The organism is Parashewanella curva, from assembly GCF_003675895.1.
Lineage (GTDB): Bacteria > Pseudomonadota > Gammaproteobacteria > Enterobacterales > Shewanellaceae > Parashewanella > Parashewanella curva.
On record NZ_ML014767.1, the window covers coordinates 12,341 to 29,562 of the forward strand.

Sequence of the window (17,222 nt, forward strand, 5' to 3'; positions counted from 1 at the left end):
TTACTACCTTAATTTTTAAGAATTTTTAGATTCAAACATTGGTTGCAGGTTATAAAGGGCAATCAATGATTGTAATTGTTGGGAAGGGTTCACCAACAATAGGGTTTGGTTATTCTTTTGCTGCTGTTTGACTAAGTGGAACAAAAACGCAATGCCAGAGCTGTCGATGTAGTTAAGTTCAGACAGATCCAGTTGGCTCACTTGTGAACTTAGCAAGCTTTGGCGCTTTGACCATAGAGCGACCACTTCTTCTCGCGATAGTCGCCCTGATAGTGAACAGCTATTGTCGTGGACTGTGAATTTTGCCATTACTTTTTCTCAGTCTTTGCTTGAATAGGCGCTTTGGCTTTTTCATTCAGCATCTTGATCACCGAATCAATACCTTGACGTTGGATCAAACCACCGATTTCAGATTGCTTAGATTGCAGTAAGCTTACGCCTTCTGCCACTAGGTCAAAGGCTTTCCACGTTCCATTTTTCAGTTTACGAACTTTAAACGAAATATTGATCGGCGGACGACCATTAGAAACCACCTGCACTGGGACAGTGACAATCTTTTGGTTACTAAAATCTTTCGCTGGCGCAAATTTGATTTTCTGATCCGTGTACTCAGTAAAAGCGGTCGCATACGTGCTGACCAAATAGTCTTTAAACGCAATTGAAAAATCATTGCGTTGCGCCTTAGATAGTTGTCTTAAATTGCGACCTAGCACCGTATAGGCGGCGTATTTGTAATCCACATATGGCAAAAGTTCATCACTGATGATGGTCTTTAGGTGATTTGGATCCGCTTTAATTTTGCTTTGGTCAGCATTAAAGCGAGCAAACGTTTGATCAGCCACTTGCTGGATCATGGTGTAAGGGTTTTTGCTGTCGATATCGGCAGCCATTGCAGAAAAGCTGCTGATCACTAGGCACAGTGGTAATAGTATTTTTGAAAGTAATGTTCGCATAATGTGCTCCTACTTATCTTTTGAGCCAAGGCTATACAGGAACTGCCCAATCAGATCTTCTAATACTAGCGCCGAGTGGGTGTTTTCAATTTTATCGCCACTTTTGAGCATCGAAGTATCGCCATCGTCAAACCCCGGCGTTAATCCAAGGAATTGTTCACCCAATAAACCTGAAGTCAAAATAGATAGGCTGCTGGTTTCTGGGAATTGATCGTAACGTTTATCAATTTGAATGGTCACTACAGCGTCTAGCTGTTTTGGGTCTAGGATGATATCGCTCACACGGCCTACCGTTACTCCTCCAACTTTTACTGGAGAGCGTACTTTTAATCCACCGACGTTAGTAAAACGAGCCGTAAGAGCATAAGTGCTCTCACCACTATCAATTTTTATGTTTGCAACATTAAACACTAAAGTGAGAAATGCGGCTAAACCAGTAAGTAAAAAACATCCAACTAAAAATTCAATTTTGCGAGTCAACATATTTGCCTACCACAAGTAAAAAGTCCGTTTCGGGACAGAAAGTCCATTGATTAAATAAGTATTTTGTATACCATTAACCAAACATTAATGCTGTTAATAAAAAGTCGAGTGCCAGTACCGCTAAGCTCGCTTGCACCACAGTTTTGGTGGTGGCACGGCTGATCCCTTCTGGATTCGGTATTACTTGGTAACCTCGATAAAGGGCAATCCAAGTCACCACAACGGCAAATACAACACTTTTTATCAATGAGTTTAGAATATCTTGATGCCACTCTACTTGAGATTGCAAGATAGACCAGAATGAACCGGCATCAATACCTTTCCATTCAACGCCCACAATGTGACCACCGTAGATACCCACAGCGCTGAAAATCATTGCCAGCAGCGGCATACTGATCACCCCCGCCCAAAACCTTGGGGCAATGACTTGTCTTAGGGGATCAACGGCCATCATTTCCAAACTGGATAGCTGCTCGGTGCTTTTCATTAGACCAATTTCAGCCGTAAGCGCTGAGCCAGCACGGCCGGCGAAAAGTAACGCCGTAACCACAGGGCCAAGTTCGCGCAAAAGACTTAGTGCTACCATGGGACCAAGGCTTTCAGAGGTGCCAAAATCCGACAAGATGTTGTAGCCTTGCAGTGCCAATACCATGCCAATAAATAGGCCTGAAATGGTGATGATAACAAAGGACTGCACCCCAACCACATACAGCTGCTTGATCAGTAAAGGTGTGCCTTTTCTGAATCGTGGCACATTAACTATGGCATTCCATAGCATGATCCCGGCACGCCCGAATCCAGAAATAAATTCAATAGCATTGTGCCCAAGTGCGGTGATACGCTCAACGATTCTCACCCATTAACTCCTTTTTGTAATCTGGTGCAGGGAAGTGGAATGGTACTGGGCCATCTGGCTCGCCTCCCATAAATTGCTGTAATTGTAGGTTGTCTGATTGCTTTAGCTGTTGCGGTGTGCCTTCGGCAATCACTTTTTTATCGGCGACGACATACACATAATCAGCAATACTGAGCACTTCAACGACATCATGAGACACCACTACGGAGGTGAGGTTGAGTGATTCTGATAATTCTTTGATCAGCTTCACTAACACGCCCATGGCGATGGGATCTTGACCTGCAAAAGGCTCATCGTACATGACCAGCTCTGGCTCAAGTGCAATTGCGCGGGCGAGCGCCGCTCGACGCTGCATCCCTCCCGAAAGCTCATTCGGCATCAGTTTACCCGCGCCTCTTAAGCCAACAGCTTCTAGTTTCATCGCGACAATGGTGTTAATGATGCTTTCGGGTAAGTTGGAGTGCTCACGCAGTGCAAAAGCTACATTGTCAGCGACATTAATATCGGTAAACAGAGCACCACTTTGGAACAACATACTCATGCGTTGGCGTAAATTAAATAACTCTTTACGGCTTACCTTATGGATATCATGGCCATCAAATAATACTTGACCAGAATCTGGCGTAAGTTGCCCACTTATTAATTTAAGCAGTGTGGTTTTACCAATACCGCTAGGGCCCATGATAGCAGTGACTTTTCCCTTAGGAATCGTTAAGTTGAGGTCTTTAAAAATTGCTCTTGAGCCTCGATTGAAGCTCATATTCCTCACTTCTACCAAATTTGGTGTTTGATTATCCATTTAGAGCCTTATTCGAAAGGAGTATTCCTCAACAGGAAATACAAAATATAACAGTGTACGAAAATGTGTAAACTGGTACAACAAGTGAACCCATAGATGTATGAATTACTTGTGAATGCACTAATTGTAACGCATTCGCATTGGTTAGTAACCACTTGTTTATTTAGTGATTAATTGCTTTGGCTATCGATATTTCTTAGTTTATTGCCAGTTATGTTTTACTGGGCGTCATGCACATAGGATTGCTAAAATTATATCTAAGTTCCTTAGATTGTCCGTTATTAATGACATTTTTGTTTATGTGATGAATAAAGGGAGGCTTTCAATTTGTTGCAATACCAGCGAAAATGTTATTCATGGAATCAGGTCGGATAATAATAGATAACGATGGCGAATAAAACTCAGCTCCAGCAGTGGGGCAGTAAAGTGGTTGATATAGAAAAAGCGGCATTGGACAGCCTATACCATTATGTTAATTCTGATGAGTTTGCACAAGCATGTGAATTAATGCTGAATTGCACCGGCAAAGTGATTGTAATGGGCATGGGCAAGTCAGGGCACATTGGTAATAAAATTGCGGCTACCTTGGCAAGTACAGGAACCCCAGCGGTGTTTGTTCATCCAGGTGAAGCCAGTCATGGTGATCTGGGTGTGCTATCAGCTAATGATATTGTCATTGCCATTTCTAATTCTGGTGAGTCTTCAGAGGTGCTAACGCTATTCCCAGTGATCAAGCGTATGGGCTTACCTATTATTTCAATTACTGGTGTGCCTCAATCTAATATGGCGAAATTAGCCAATATCCACCTTTGTATTCAGGTTCCAGAAGAAGCGTGTCCTTTAGGCTTAGCACCAACCTCAAGTACTACGGCAACCCTAGTAATGGGTGACGCATTGGCTGTGGCTTTACTGCAAGCTAAAGGCTTCACAAAAGATGACTTTGCTTTATCACACCCAGGTGGCAGTTTAGGGCGTAAGTTACTGCTGAAAGTCGCTGATATTATGCATAAGGGTGATCAATTGCCTTTGGTTCAGCCAAATGTGAAGGTCACCGAAGCTTTATACGTTATCTCCAACAAAGGGCTTGGGATGGCCGCGATTGTCGATGATGATAAAAAGTTGCTTGGCGTGTTCACTGACGGTGACTTACGTCGAGTTATTGATGCTGGTATACACTTACGCAATACTGATATCTCAGAAGTAATGACTTCAAATTGTATTACCATCACCGAAAATGTGCTGGCAGCAGAAGCACTTAAGTTAATGGATGAAAAAAACATTAATGGACTGATTGTGGTGGATGACGCACAATGTCCTGTTGGGGCATTAAACATGCTAGATATGGTCAAATCCGGAGTAATTTAATTGTGACTATGATGCCAACTTTATATGGTGAAGTGACCGAAACTGTTTGGAATAAAGCGCAACAGATCAAACTGATCATCTTTGATGTTGACGGGGTGTTTTCTGATGGCCGTATTTATTTAAGCAATAGTGGAGAAGAGCTAAAAGCTTTTCATACTCGTGATGGTTTCGGTGTTCGTTCGTTGTTAAATGCTGGTTTTCATTTAGCAGTGATCACTGGTCGTAAGTCGCAATTACTTGAAAATCGAATGAGCGCATTGGGCGTTGAACATATCTATCAAGGTATTGATGATAAATTAGTGCCATTTTATGAATTGCTCAGTAAGTTTGAACTTAAGCCTGAACAAGTCGCCTATATTGGTGATGATATGGTGGATTTGCCTGTTATGAAACATGTTGGACTTTCGGTTTCGGTTGCAGATGCTCACCCTTACGTGAAACAACAAGTGAATATGATCACGACGATGAACGGCGGCCATGGTGCAGTGCGAGAATTAGCGGATTTGATTTTGGAATCTCAGGGGCTATTTGAATCGGCTCAAGGAATGAGTGTATGAATCGAGTAACCCTCGCCATCATTGTTTTTTTCAGTACCGCATTCGTATTGTATTGGCAGGTACAACAAAAACAAGGCGATAAAATTGCTCAAGGCCCTCAAATAGAACGGCCTGACTATATGGCTACCGATCTCAATAGTGTCGCCTATGACGAGCAAGGGAATTTAAGCAGTAAAGTAACTGCCAAGCATATGGAGCATTACGCTACTCGTGATACGACCTTATTTACCGAGCCGGTATATTGGCTTTACGGTGAAGGCAGTGACAGCCCTTGGCGCATTTCTGCTAAAGAAGGTCGTCTAAAAAAAGATGATACGCAAAAAGCTTATTTAGATTGGGACGTAACGCTAGAAGCCATTGGGAAAAAAGAGCCCATTCAAAGTGTTAGTACCCGACATGTTGAGTTAGATTTAGATAATAAAACCATGACTACGGATGCCATGGTTTACATTAAAGGCAATGGATTTCAAAGCCAAGGTAAGGGCCTTTTTGCCGATTTTAATAATGAAACCGTACGCTTAAATGATCAGGTAACAGGAACCTATGAAGCGAATAAATAATATATTGCTGGCAGCGCTTTGCACAATGATGACCTTTTCGGCCGTAGCGAAGCAAGATGATTTAAAACAAGACCTAAGTATAAGCGCTAAAAGCCAAGCCGGTGATTTAAAAAATAATAAATTGTCGTATTTTGGAAACGTAAAAATTACTCAGGGCAGTATTAAGATTCATGCTGATGAAATGAGTGCGGTCAGTGATGAAAAAAGTGGTCATAAGGTATTTGTTGCCAAAGGTAAACCCGCTACTTTTTCTCAAATTTTAGACAGTGGCGAGTTAGGAACGGCAAGTGCTTACAATATACGTTATGACAGTATTAGCGGTGACTTAGTGCTAAAAGGTGGCGCTGAGCTTGATATTGGTGGCAGTAAAATGAAAGCCGAAACCATTCGCTACAATATTGAAAATCAGCATGTGACAGCGGCAAGCTCGGGTGATGGCAATGACCGAGTGCAAACGATTATTCCGGCTGAAAACTACCAAGAAGCACGCAATAAAAATAAAAAATCATCTTCAAAGCCTAAGACTAAAACTGAGAAGAAACAATGACTCAGAAAACCCTGACAGCAAAACATCTTGCAAAGAGCTATAAATCCAGACAAGTGGTAAAGGACGTCAGCTTATCAGTAAAAACAGGACAAATTGTTGGTCTGCTTGGCCCCAATGGAGCGGGTAAAACCACGACTTTCTATATGGTGGTGGGTTTAGTCAAAAGTGATAAGGGACAGATTTTTATCGACAGCGATGATCTTACTATAGATCCCATGCACATGCGTGCTCGTAAAGGTATTGGTTACTTACCACAAGAAGCCAGTATTTTTCGAAAATTGACCGTTTATGAAAACATCATGGCGGTATTACAAATGCGTGCATCACTTAATCAACAACAGCGTGAAGAGCAGCTAGAACACTTGCTTGAAGAGTTTCACATTACTCATATTCGTGACAGCTTAGGTATGGCTTTATCAGGTGGTGAACGTCGTCGAGTAGAAATTGCCCGTGCGTTAGCCGCGAACCCTCAATTTATTTTATTGGATGAACCTTTTGCTGGGGTCGATCCTATCTCAGTGATTGATATTAAAAAAATCATTGAGCAACTGAGAGATCGTGGATTAGGGGTATTGATCACCGACCATAATGTTCGTGAAACACTGGATGTTTGTGAGCATGCTTATATTGTTAGCCACGGTAGCTTGATAGCCGAAGGAACACCTGAAGCCATCCTTGATGATAAGCATGTTCGGGAAGTGTACTTGGGAGAACAATTCACGTTATAGTAGTGATTATTTTTAGGGAGCTTTCCCATGCGCCAACAAAAACGATAATAAGGATCAGCGGTAACTATGAAAGCGTCGCTTCAGCTTAAGTTAGGACAACAGCTCACAATGACGCCTCAGCTGCAACAAGCCATACGCTTGCTTCAGCTTTCATCATTAGAGCTACATCAAGAAGTTCAACAGGCACTTGAATCTAATCCACTATTGGAATTAGAAGAAGAACTTGCATCGACAAAAACTGAGTCGGAAACGGCACCTGAAGTCGAGCTGGATTCGCTAACCAAACAAAACGAAAGCCAAGATATCGTTGAGCCTGAGATTCCTGACACTGCAGAGTCCCTAAGCAAAGAAAAGCTGACTGAAGAACTGCCCATGGATACCACATGGGATGAAACCTTTACAGCTATGCCCACTTCAGGCAGCGGTGCTTTACCTGCTGATGACCTTCCGTTTCAAGGCGAAACCAGTGATGGATTATACGAACACCTTGAATGGCAAAAAAACCTCACGCCTTTTTCGAGCACGGATTACGCGATTGCCACTGCGATAATTGAAGCCATCGATGAGCGTGGGTATTTGACTCAGTCACTCGATGATATTTTAGAGGCAATGGGTGATCCTGAAATTGAAATGGATGAAGTAGAGGCGGTGTTAAAACGAGTACAGCATTTTGACCCTATTGGTGTTGCCGCTCGAGATGTACCAGAGTGTTTATATTTGCAACTCTCGCATTTTGACGATTCAACTCCTTATTTGGCCGAAGCGAAAAACATTATTCAGCATCACATTGAATTGATTGCCGTGCGAGACTTTCGATCTTTACTGAAAAAAACTAAGCTTAGAGAACCACAGCTAAAAGCTGCGATGAATTTGATCCAAAGTTTGGATCCAAGGCCGGGATTGAATATTGGCCGTAAAGACGATGAGTATGTAATACCTGATGTGTCTGTCAGTAAAAAAAATGGGCGTTGGCAAGTTGAATTAAATCCAGATGTGATGCCAAAAATAGGACTCAATCAGCAATATGCCGCTCTGGCTAAAACCAGTCGAAGTAGAGATGATACTCAATTTGTTCGCGGCCATCTGCAAGATGCTAAATGGTTTATTAAAAGCTTAGAAAGCCGCAACGATACATTATTAAAGGTGTGCAACTGTATTGTAAAAAATCAGGTCAACTTTTTTGAACATGGCCCTGAAGCCATGAAAGCGATGATTTTGAATGATGTCGCTGAAGAAATTGATATGCATGAGTCGACGATATCGCGAGTGACGACACAAAAATACATGCACACGCCAAGAGGGATTTTTGAACTGAAATACTTTTTCTCTAGCCATGTTGGAACTGATGATGGCGGGGAATGTTCTTCAACAGCGATTCGAGCGCTAATCAAAAAACTGGTGGCTGAAGAGAATCAGAAAAAACCGCTCAGTGATAATAAGATTGCGCAATTGCTAGGAGAAAAAGGGATCAAAGTGGCAAGACGAACCATCGCCAAATACCGTGAAGCAATGATGATCCCACCATCAAACCAGCGAAAGAGCTTATGATGAAATAAAGCGACAGCTAACAACGACAGGAGGCAATGGATATGCAAATCCGGATCAATGGTCAACAAAATGGTCAGCAGTTGGATGTTACTGAATCACTGAAAGAATATGTCAGCGGGAAAATGGCAAAACTTGAACGTCATTTCGAACAGATCAATAATGTGCGCATCGTACTTAATGTTCGAAAAACAAATCAAACTGCAGAAGCCAGTTTGGTCTTAAATGGCAAAGAAGCCTATGCCAAATCACAACATGATGATATGTACGCGGCTATCGATTTATTAGTAGCTAAATTGGATCGTCAAGTGATCAAACATAAAGAGAAGTTGATAAAATATTAACGATGGAATTAAACATCATTTTAAAGCCAGAATGCACTACTTGTGCAACGCCTGGCAGCAAGAAGAAAGTACTGGAAATGATCAGTGACTTAGTTGCTTCGCAGTATCCTGAACTTTCTTCTCAAGAAATCTTTGAAAGTCTACTCACCCGTGAAAAAATGGGCAGTACTGGCATTGGTAACGGTATTGCCATTCCTCACGGTCGGTTAGATAACATTGACACCCCAATTGCGGTATTGATCAAATGTGAGCAACCCATCGCCTTTGAAGCCATTGATAAACAGCCGGTAGATATCTTATTTGCGCTTTTGGTGCCGTCTGATCAATGTCAGCAACATCTCAGCACCTTATCGGCTATGGCTGAAAAACTCAGTGACAAGCAAACGCTTAAGCAGTTGCGTCGTATCAATGATGAACAAGAACTCTATGAGGTGATCACTGCATGAAATTAGTCATTGTTTCAGGTAGAAGTGGCTCCGGAAAATCGGTAGCACTGAAAGTACTTGAAGATTTGGGCTACTATTGCGTTGATAATCTGCCTATGACTTTGTTAGGTGGTTTAATTGAAGAACTAAAACCGAGTCAGGAATTAGTGGCGATCAGCGTCGATGTACGTAATCTACCTGAACAAGACAAAGTATTTGAACGGCAACTAAAAAGCCTGACTGGGATTGAAATTCTTAGTTTTTTTATCAGCTCGAGTGATGATGTTCTACTAAAACGATATACCGAAACTAGGCGTTTACATCCGCTGGCTTATCAATGTAAAAGCTTACCAGAAGCGATTCGAATCGAAGGTGAACTATTGTCTGGCATGTCTAAGATGATGGATCATTTTATTGATACTTCTGAATCCAATGCTTATCAACTCAGCGACAAAATTAGAGAAATTTTATTAGGGCGTGTCGAACAAGATCTGGTAATCAATGTTGAGTCCTTTGGGTTTAAACATGGACGACCTAAAGATGCTGACTTTATGTTTGATGTAAGATTCTTACCTAACCCTCATTGGGAGGAAACATTACGACCTTTCACTGGGCTAGATAAACCGGTACAAGACTTTCTTAATGCTCAGCCTGAAGTGAATAAATTCATTTGGCAAATCGCTAACTTGATTGATACTTGGCTTCCTCAGCTTGAGCGTAACAATCGCAGTTATCTAACCATTGCGATAGGGTGTACGGGTGGACAACATCGCTCAGTGTTTATTGTGGAGCAATTAGCTGAACATCTGAGAAAAAATAATCGTAACGTAGAGGCGCGCCATAAGGAATTGACCAATGCCGACACTTGAGAAAGAAGTTCTGATTTGCAATAAATTAGGACTGCATGCAAGAGCGGCCACAAAATTAGCAGTATTAGCCTCAGAGTTTGATGCCGAGGTCACGCTTAAACAAGGTGAGAAATCGGCATCGGCCTCCAGTGTTCTTGGGGTACTTATGCTTGAATCTGGGATGGGAAAAGCCATTAAGGTTATTGCGACAGGCAAAGACGCGAAAGCGGCATTAAATGCGGTTTGTCAGCTGATAGATGATAAATTTGATGAAGCTTGCTGATTAGATTTACACAAAAAGGGTGAGTGATGAAAGGATTTATCGCATTATCATTTATTAGCTTGCTGACGGCGTGTTCAAGTAACTCAAAGCTAGAGTTTGATCCCCCTTTAGTTTCGAATGTAATGATTCCTCAACGTTTCACTTATTCACTAGAGAATAACTTTACACTTCAGGCAGTTTCTTCTCCAGATGCATATAGTAACTTGGGGAAACTCTATTTAGATAAGACCAATCGACCATTTTGTACTCTCATACCAGCTCAATCTCAAAATCAGGATTTGAAATATCGGCTGATCTACGCAGGAAAACTAAGCGGCCACACCATTTTTTCTCCTTACGCTGAATACACTGATAGCCATTATTATCAAGTGGTTTTTCTCAAGAAATAACTCTATCAAAATATCCTCTTTAATTCGCTTTTGATTAAGACTCAATTCAGAACGAACGGGTTATTGTCTAGCTAATTGAAATCAATATTTATACTGAAATGGCACCAATCAAGACGTTGTTGCTCGATCTTGGTGGCGTACTGCTCAACTTGGATTATCATGCTACTGAGCAAGCCTTTGCTAAACTAGGTTTTCGTTCCTTTACTGATTACTATCACCAAAATGCACAACAGCCTTTCTTTGACCGTTTTGAGAAGGGGCTGGAAACACCACAAGCTTTTAGAAACAAAATTCGAGAATTATCAGGCTTGAACTTAGCTTATGATGAAATAGATAGTGCTTGGAATGCAATGCTATTTGAAATACCTGTTGTACGAATAGAGTTGCTTTTAAAACTACAGCACCGTTACCAATTGATTTTGTTTTCAAATACTAATGCGATTCATTATGAAGCGTTACAGTTGATCTTACAGCAACAATTTCAACATGATATTTTACAGCAGGTGTTTGACTTCACCTTTTACTCGCATTTTATTGGAGCACGAAAGCCAGAGTATGCAGCTTTTCGAAAAGTGTTGAGCATAGCTGGTGCAAACCCCGAATCTACTTTTTTTATCGACGACACCCAAAGACACACTGTTGGCGCAGATCAATGCCATATACAAACACATTGGCTACAAAACCATGAAACGATAGAAGACATACTCAATCCACTTATGTAACTCATAATTTATTAAGACACCCATAATTATTTGCATAAATTATAATCCTTGCCTACGCTTATAAAATATCCGCTAAAGACAAGGAGGGTCGTGGATGCCAGCTTCAAGAAAAAGTTTAGTTAGCCTGCAAGATACCCCTTATTATCATTGCATCTCGCGATGTGTTCGTCGCGCATTTTTATGTGGGCAGGATAAGCTCACAGGTAAGAGTTATGAGCATCGACGTGGTTGGGTTGAGCAACGCATTTTGCAGCTTGCAGAAATCTTTGCCATTGATGTTTGTGCTTATGCTGTGATGTCCAATCACTTGCATGTGGTATTGCATGTGGATCTTGATAAAGCCAAGAGCTGGTCGGAGCGAGAAGTAGTAGAGCAGTGGCATCAATTACATAAGGGAACCCCCTTAACCCAGTCATTTATTCAAGGTGACTCTCTATCAAAGTTAAAAAAACGAGAGTTAGCGAAACAAATCATCGAGTATCGAAGCCGGCTTTGCGATATCAGTTGGTTTATGCGAGCTCTCAATGAACCCATCGCTCGTTTAGCGAATAAAGAAGACGAATGCAAAGGTCGATTTTGGGAGGGACGATTTAAATCTCAAGCTTTGTTAGATGAAACGGCGCTTCTGGCTTGCATGGCTTATGTGGATCTAAACCCGATCAGAGCAAAAGCCTCCGACACCCCCAAAGATTCTCCATTTACAAGTATTCAGCGCCGTATTCGTGCCAAGTTGAAAGGCGTGCAGCCAAAAGAACTCATGAAATTCAATCATCAAGATATTAATGAGAATGAAAAGTGCTTACCGCTTGGTATGCGTGACTATATCAAGCTAGTGGAAGAAACGGCATCAAGCCTCGTAAATCAAGATGGCGAACACATGGTAAAAAGTGAGCGAATTTTGATGGGGCTAAACCTGCCAATTGAAAACTGGCTAAGGTTGTGTTCTCGGTTTACCAAGATGTTTAAAGGCCCTGCGGGTAATCTAATGGCGCTAACCGAATACTGTCAGCGCTTAGACCGAAGGCGACGTCAAGGTGCAGCGAACAGCGCTAAATGGCTGAGTCCGAATAAGGATGAAACAGGGTAAGAGTCAATGACTCAACTGTGAATCAACTTTAAAAATCATAACCTTGTGCGCTAATGAATGTTTCACATACTCAAAGTGGTAATGATTATGGAAGTAAATAGCGAAGTTGTTGAATATCACTCAGTTCAATATGAGGCAAAGTGGTTATTGGCGTCTGCTTTTCGGTTTGACCATAGCCCGGGTTTAGCCATGCGGCCTGACAGCCAAAATTTCTGGCTCCAAATACATCGGCTTGGGCATTGTCACCCACATGCAGAATATGTTCAGGAGCCAGTTGTAAGCGTTCACAAGCCAGAGCAAACATATCTGGTGCCGGTTTCATTCTTAACCCATTTCCAGAATGTAAAATAAACTGGAAATAGTCAGCAATGCCGATGCGACTTGGGTCAACATTTCCATTGGAGATGCCAATTAGCGGGTAGTGCTGACTTAAACTGTTAAGAAGATCAATACTAGACTGAGGGACTTCAACGTTACTGCGGTGGAATAGAAAATGCTCCATGCCTTGGCGAGTAAGCTGTTGAACTTGCATCTCTGATATTGCTTGTTGTTGCAACGTGTACTTCAATGTTTGTTCGCGGCTTTGCCAAGTATCGTGAGACAATTCAGGAGACTGTTGTAATATTTGTTGCTTTTGACTGAGCCAATACTCTCGCTGCCACTGATGCTGAGCAGGAGCGATTTGCTGCATAAACTTGAGAAATTCAGTTTCAGCTTTAATGATAATGGGGCGATTGTCGTATAAGGTATCGTCTAGATCGAAACTGATGACTTGGATTTGATCAAGGCCAAGGTAACTGCGCATCATTTTTCCTTTCTTTTGGCTCTCGGATGAGCACCGTCGTAAACGTTAGCTAAGTGTTGGAAGTCTAAGCTGGTGTAGATTTGAGTGGTAGATAAATCGGCGTGCCCCAATAATTCTTGTACGGCTCTGAGATCAGAACTGGCTTCTAACATGTGGGTGGCGAATGAATGACGCAATTTATGTGGATGAACTTTGTTTGAAAGACCTTGTTGTTGAGCCCACTTGTTGAGCCGAGTTTGAATACTTCGGTGGGATAAGCGTTTGCCTTTTTGGGTAACAAACACCGCTAGATCCTCAGTGTGAATACTTTCTCTTATTGCAAACCAATTCTGTAATGCTTCGACAGCTTTGGAGCCGACGGGTAATAATCGCATTTTTCCGCCTTTACCGATCACTGTGACTTGTTTTAGGTGGTCGCTAAAGTCGTCGATATTTAATCCTGCAAGTTCAGCTAAGCGAAGCCCACTGGAGTAAAACAGCTCCATAATGGCTTTATCACGTACCGCTAATGGGTCATCGAGATTGATGTCAACCAGATGCTGAATACTGTCTACATCTAAATTTTTCGGTAACGGTTTATTTTGTTTTGGCGCTCTAAGTAAAACACTAGGATCGGTTGTGATGATGCTCTTTTGCAACAAAAATTGATAAAGCTGTTTGATGGAAGACAAGCTCAAGGCAATGCTTCTGGGGCTTAACCCTTGGCGATGCAACTTGGCTAGCAAGGATTGCAGGTTATCAGGTGTTAGCTTTTGCCATGCTTGTTCTTGCGATTGCAGCGCTTTAAATCGACGTAATTCACGCAAGTAATTTCGGCAAGTATAAGAAGACAATCGCCTTTCTGAGCGCAAGTAGCGCTCAAAGTCTTTTTCTATGTCGTTATTGGTTGGCTGCGCCATTATTGAAAGCTACTGAGTTTAAGCGTGATGATGGTTTTGAGTTGCTCTAAAAACAAAGTATCCATATCAGGAGTGAAGTGGGCGGCATTAGGGCTAGCAATGGCTAAGATAACTTTATCACAACCTGATTTTGGCGTTAGCTTAGATAATGCAACAGAGCCTACTTGGCTGCCGAATAATTTTTGTGATTCAGTTTGAGTCAGTCGCCCCAAATAGTAGCCAGAATGCATGCGTTTATTCCAAAGCGTCATCATTTCTGTATCGATGTCTTGAACGGCAATCAATCGCACATTGCTAAATCCGAACTCACTTTTTAGAGCTGTAGATAGAGTTTGTTTAAGGGTGTCGAAATCGTCGCACTTGTATAAATCTAATACCAATTGCGAGTTAAAACGAAAGATGCGCTCATTGTTGGTGGCTGCGCTCATAAGAGCGGTAATTTCTTCTTCAAGCTGAACCACACGTTGGCGCAGTGTTTCTTGCTGGCGCTCAACAATGGATACCGTGCCTCGTTGTTGATGGGGAAGCTTTAACGTATGCAATAAGTTGGGGTAACGATTAAAAAAGTCTGGATGATCCGAAAGGTATTCATAGACCAATTGTTCGTCCAGTTCGGCACAAATTTTTTCCTTGGGCGTTAAAGCACTAGTCATAATTGAATGTTTCCATCATATACATGTTGAGCTGGGCCAGTCATCCACAGAGGTTTTCCTTCACCATCCCAAGCGATTTTTAAACGACCGCCAGGTAAGTCTACTCGAACGGCATGTTTTAGCTTATTTTGCCGTTGTCCAATGGCGACAGCGGCACAAGCACCACTTCCACAGGCCAATGTTTCTTGGGCGCCTCGTTCATAAACTCTGAGTTTGATGTGATCAGGGCTAATGATTTGCATAAAGCCTACATTGACGCCTTTTGGAAAGCGCTCATGCTTTGAAAGTATAGCGCCAATCTCGTCAACGGGAGCAGTTTCTATATTGTCGACTTCAATAACGCAGTGAGGATTCCCCATCGAAACCGCACCGCATAAAAACGTTTGCTCTTGTGCTTGGAGTAAATAGATATTTTCGGTTTGTTTCGCCTTAAAGGGGATACGTTGTGGATCAAAAATCGGTACGCCCATATTAACCGTTACTAATCCATCACGCTCAAGGCGCAGTGTCATTTTGCCATTAGCGGTACTGACTTTGACTTTATGTTTCTGGGTAAGCCCTTTATTTTTTACAAAACGGGCAAAGCAACGTGCGCCGTTGCCACATTGCTCGACTTCGCTGCCATCGGCATTGAAAATGCGATAATGAAAATCAAGATCAGGATCGTAGGGTGGTTCAACTAACAACAATTGATCGAAACCTACACCAAAATGACGATTCGAGAGACGTTTGATCTGCTCTGGTGAAAAGAAGACGTTTTGGGTGATGGCGTCAACCACCATAAAATCATTGCCCAAGCCGTGCATTTTCGTAAAGTTGATCATGTTCGCTTTTCTTTTATCGTTCATAATGCTGTTGTTGATCCCAATATTATTTTCGGTTCAAAGGCTGAGGGTTACTGAGGTAACAGCTGTTCACCTTGCCAAAGTTGAGTTAACGTTTCTCGCTGACGGATCACATGGCTTTTATCACCATCCACGATAACTTCTATCGCCTTAGGGCGAGAGTTATAGTTTGATGCCATGGTAAAACCATAAGCACCACAGCTGCGAACGGCAAGGTAGTCGTTGGGCTTGGTCACTAGCGGGCGGTTTTTACCCAAAAAGTCCCCCGTTTCACAAACGGGGCCAACAATGTCGTACTCGGTTGGTTCTCCAGACTGTTTGAATACAGGAATGATCTGGTGATAAGCTTGATAAAGTGATGGGCGTAATAAGTCATTCATCGCACCATCAACAATCGCAAAATGCTTTTCTTCATTTTGTTTAAGGTATAACACTTGTGTTACAAAAATACCGGCATTGGCGGCAATAGCCCTTCCTGGCTCCATAATGAGCTTTAATGGACGCCCTTGTAATTTTTTGACCACAGCTGCAGCATATTCATTAGGATGTGGTGGTATATCATCATCATAAGGCGCACCTAAGCCACCCCCTATATCAAGATGTTGGATGTCGAAGCCTTCCTCATTCAGAGTATCAATTAATACCAACATGCGATCCATGGCATCAAGGAAAGGCTGTAATTCGGTTAACTGAGAGCCAATGTGACAGTCTGCGCCTACCACCTCGATATGAGGCAGGGATTGAGCCAGACGGAACGTTGCTAATGCATCGCTCATGGAGATCCCAAACTTATTCTCTTTCATGCCCGTTGAGATATACGGGTGAGTACCGGCATCGATATCAGGGTTGATCCTTAAAGAAACCGGCGCTATTTTGCCACAATCTTCTGCAACAAGATTTAGGGTCTCTAGCTCGGCGATGGATTCAACGTTAAAGCAATGGATCCCAACCTCTAGTGCCTCGCGCATTTCCTGCTGAGTTTTACCTATGCCAGAAAAAACCACTTTTTTCGGGTCGCCACCGGCTTCTATGACACGAGCGAGTTCACCACTCGATACAATATCAAAACCACTGCCCAACTTTGCCATTAAATTCAAAATAGCCAAGTTTGAATTGGCTTTGACAGCATAGCAAATGAGATGTGGATGATCGGCTATCGCCGTTTTAAAGGCTTTAAAGTGACGTTCAAATGTGGCGCGAGAATAGAGGTACATTGGCGTACCGTATAGCTGTGCGAGTGATTGCACGTCGCATTGCTCTGCATAAAGAGATTGGCCTTGATAAGTAAAGTGATCCATAACTTATTTCCTTTTGCGACTTATTTCGAGGCCGTAGATTGGGTGGTTTCAGCATTCTCATTAGGAGATTGAACCTGTTGTGTCGATGCTTTATTGGTCTCTGGTACTGGGGTTTGATATAAAGGACCTTTCTGCCCGCAGCCACAAAGGCAAAGGCAGCTTAACAACATCAACATCATTGGTTTCATGCGTCTAATACTCTAAGTTTTATACATTTAGAGTTATAATCGC

At 42.2% G+C, this 17,222-nt stretch carries 24 protein-coding genes; 13 read left to right on the plus strand and 11 right to left on the minus strand.

Annotation, left to right across the window (positions count from 1 at the left end; translation table 11 throughout):
• Positions 1 to 15: 15 nt before the first annotated feature.
• The 5 genes from D5018_RS07645 to mlaF all read right to left on the minus strand — a co-directional run bounded on the left by D5018_RS07645 (position 16) and on the right by mlaF (position 3,091).
• Complete coding sequence (locus tag D5018_RS07645; RefSeq protein WP_121838416.1) at positions 16 to 309, minus strand: STAS domain-containing protein; 294 nt, start codon at positions 307 to 309, stop codon at positions 16 to 18.
• Positions 309 to 953 carry an MlaC/ttg2D family ABC transporter substrate-binding protein gene (locus tag D5018_RS07650; protein ID WP_121838417.1) on the minus strand — a complete coding sequence of 215 codons (645 nt, stop codon included), beginning with the start codon at positions 951 to 953 and terminating at the stop codon, positions 309 to 311. The genes D5018_RS07645 and D5018_RS07650 overlap by 1 nt, the downstream gene beginning before the upstream one ends.
• Positions 954 to 962: 9 nt before the next feature.
• Positions 963 to 1,436: an outer membrane lipid asymmetry maintenance protein MlaD gene (gene mlaD / locus D5018_RS07655; protein ID WP_121838418.1), complete on the minus strand. Its 474-nt coding sequence runs from the start codon at positions 1,434 to 1,436 to the stop codon at positions 963 to 965.
• A gap of 73 nt (positions 1,437 to 1,509) precedes the next feature.
• Positions 1,510 to 2,292 (minus strand): lipid asymmetry maintenance ABC transporter permease subunit MlaE, encoded by a 783-nt coding sequence (gene mlaE / locus D5018_RS07660; protein WP_121838419.1) that lies wholly within the window; start codon positions 2,290 to 2,292, stop codon positions 1,510 to 1,512.
• Entirely contained in the window at positions 2,279 to 3,091 is an 813-nt protein-coding gene (mlaF, locus tag D5018_RS07665; protein ID WP_121838420.1) for a phospholipid ABC transporter ATP-binding protein MlaF, read from the minus strand. The genes mlaE and mlaF overlap by 14 nt, the downstream gene beginning before the upstream one ends.
• A gap of 387 nt (positions 3,092 to 3,478) precedes the next feature.
• Between mlaF and D5018_RS07670 the strand changes: the two genes are divergently transcribed.
• The 13 genes from D5018_RS07670 to D5018_RS07730 all read left to right on the plus strand — a co-directional run bounded on the left by D5018_RS07670 (position 3,479) and on the right by D5018_RS07730 (position 12,491).
• Entirely contained in the window at positions 3,479 to 4,456 is a 978-nt protein-coding gene (locus D5018_RS07670) for a KpsF/GutQ family sugar-phosphate isomerase (protein ID WP_121838421.1), read from the plus strand.
• 11 nt (positions 4,457 to 4,467) lie between these two features.
• Positions 4,468 to 5,013 (plus strand): 3-deoxy-manno-octulosonate-8-phosphatase KdsC, encoded by a 546-nt coding sequence (kdsC, locus tag D5018_RS07675; protein ID WP_416351534.1) that lies wholly within the window; start codon positions 4,468 to 4,470, stop codon positions 5,011 to 5,013.
• On the plus strand, positions 5,010 to 5,573 hold the full coding sequence (gene lptC, locus D5018_RS07680; RefSeq protein WP_121838422.1) for an LPS export ABC transporter periplasmic protein LptC: 564 nt from the start codon (positions 5,010 to 5,012) through the stop codon (positions 5,571 to 5,573). The genes kdsC and lptC overlap by 4 nt, the downstream gene beginning before the upstream one ends.
• Complete coding sequence (gene lptA / locus D5018_RS07685) at positions 5,557 to 6,120, plus strand: lipopolysaccharide transport periplasmic protein LptA (RefSeq protein ID WP_121838423.1); 564 nt, start codon at positions 5,557 to 5,559, stop codon at positions 6,118 to 6,120. Before lptC ends, lptA begins: the two co-directional genes overlap by 17 nt.
• Positions 6,117 to 6,848, plus strand: coding sequence for an LPS export ABC transporter ATP-binding protein (lptB, locus tag D5018_RS07690; protein WP_121838424.1), 732 nt, complete (start codon positions 6,117 to 6,119; stop codon positions 6,846 to 6,848). Before lptA ends, lptB begins: the two co-directional genes overlap by 4 nt.
• A gap of 66 nt (positions 6,849 to 6,914) precedes the next feature.
• Positions 6,915 to 8,396, plus strand: coding sequence for an RNA polymerase factor sigma-54 (locus D5018_RS07695; RefSeq protein WP_121838425.1), 1,482 nt, complete (start codon positions 6,915 to 6,917; stop codon positions 8,394 to 8,396).
• A gap of 41 nt (positions 8,397 to 8,437) precedes the next feature.
• Entirely contained in the window at positions 8,438 to 8,737 is a 300-nt protein-coding gene (hpf, locus tag D5018_RS07700; RefSeq protein ID WP_121838465.1) for a ribosome hibernation-promoting factor, HPF/YfiA family, read from the plus strand.
• Between the two features lie 2 nt (positions 8,738 to 8,739).
• A complete protein-coding gene (ptsN, locus tag D5018_RS07705; RefSeq protein WP_121838426.1) occupies positions 8,740 to 9,183 on the plus strand; it encodes a PTS IIA-like nitrogen regulatory protein PtsN in 444 nt (147 codons plus the stop codon).
• On the plus strand, positions 9,180 to 10,031 hold the full coding sequence (gene rapZ, locus D5018_RS07710; protein ID WP_121838427.1) for an RNase adapter RapZ: 852 nt from the start codon (positions 9,180 to 9,182) through the stop codon (positions 10,029 to 10,031). Before ptsN ends, rapZ begins: the two co-directional genes overlap by 4 nt.
• Positions 10,018 to 10,293 carry an HPr family phosphocarrier protein gene (locus tag D5018_RS07715; protein WP_121838428.1) on the plus strand — a complete coding sequence of 92 codons (276 nt, stop codon included), beginning with the start codon at positions 10,018 to 10,020 and terminating at the stop codon, positions 10,291 to 10,293. Before rapZ ends, D5018_RS07715 begins: the two co-directional genes overlap by 14 nt.
• Before the next feature lie 26 nt (positions 10,294 to 10,319).
• A complete protein-coding gene (locus tag D5018_RS07720; protein WP_121838429.1) occupies positions 10,320 to 10,682 on the plus strand; it encodes a hypothetical protein in 363 nt (120 codons plus the stop codon).
• Between the two features lie 98 nt (positions 10,683 to 10,780).
• Positions 10,781 to 11,404 carry an HAD family hydrolase gene (locus tag D5018_RS07725; protein ID WP_121838430.1) on the plus strand — a complete coding sequence of 208 codons (624 nt, stop codon included), beginning with the start codon at positions 10,781 to 10,783 and terminating at the stop codon, positions 11,402 to 11,404.
• A 94-nt stretch (positions 11,405 to 11,498) separates the two neighbouring features.
• Positions 11,499 to 12,491, plus strand: a complete 993-nt coding sequence (locus D5018_RS07730) for a transposase (protein WP_121838431.1) — start codon at positions 11,499 to 11,501, stop codon at positions 12,489 to 12,491.
• Between the two features lie 85 nt (positions 12,492 to 12,576).
• Here the strand turns inward: D5018_RS07730 and D5018_RS07735 are convergent, their stop codons facing one another.
• The 6 genes from D5018_RS07735 to lptM form a co-directional block, all read right to left on the minus strand.
• A complete protein-coding gene (locus D5018_RS07735; protein ID WP_243637400.1) occupies positions 12,577 to 13,299 on the minus strand; it encodes an HAD-IA family hydrolase in 723 nt (240 codons plus the stop codon).
• The gene (gene xerC, locus D5018_RS07740; protein WP_121838433.1) at positions 13,296 to 14,195 is read right to left on the minus strand and encodes a tyrosine recombinase XerC; all 900 of its coding nucleotides are present in this window, start codon (positions 14,193 to 14,195) and stop codon (positions 13,296 to 13,298) included. Before xerC ends, D5018_RS07735 begins: the two co-directional genes overlap by 4 nt.
• Positions 14,195 to 14,848: a DUF484 family protein gene (locus D5018_RS07745; RefSeq protein ID WP_121838434.1), complete on the minus strand. Its 654-nt coding sequence runs from the start codon at positions 14,846 to 14,848 to the stop codon at positions 14,195 to 14,197. Before D5018_RS07745 ends, xerC begins: the two co-directional genes overlap by 1 nt.
• On the minus strand, positions 14,845 to 15,672 hold the full coding sequence (gene dapF / locus D5018_RS07750) for a diaminopimelate epimerase (RefSeq protein WP_121838466.1): 828 nt from the start codon (positions 15,670 to 15,672) through the stop codon (positions 14,845 to 14,847). Before dapF ends, D5018_RS07745 begins: the two co-directional genes overlap by 4 nt.
• Positions 15,673 to 15,743: 71 nt before the next feature.
• The gene (gene lysA / locus D5018_RS07755; protein WP_121838435.1) at positions 15,744 to 16,991 is read right to left on the minus strand and encodes a diaminopimelate decarboxylase; all 1,248 of its coding nucleotides are present in this window, start codon (positions 16,989 to 16,991) and stop codon (positions 15,744 to 15,746) included.
• A gap of 20 nt (positions 16,992 to 17,011) precedes the next feature.
• Positions 17,012 to 17,179 carry an LPS translocon maturation chaperone LptM gene (lptM, locus tag D5018_RS22380; RefSeq protein WP_416351533.1) on the minus strand — a complete coding sequence of 56 codons (168 nt, stop codon included), beginning with the start codon at positions 17,177 to 17,179 and terminating at the stop codon, positions 17,012 to 17,014.
• Between the last annotated feature and the right edge of the window lie 43 nt (positions 17,180 to 17,222).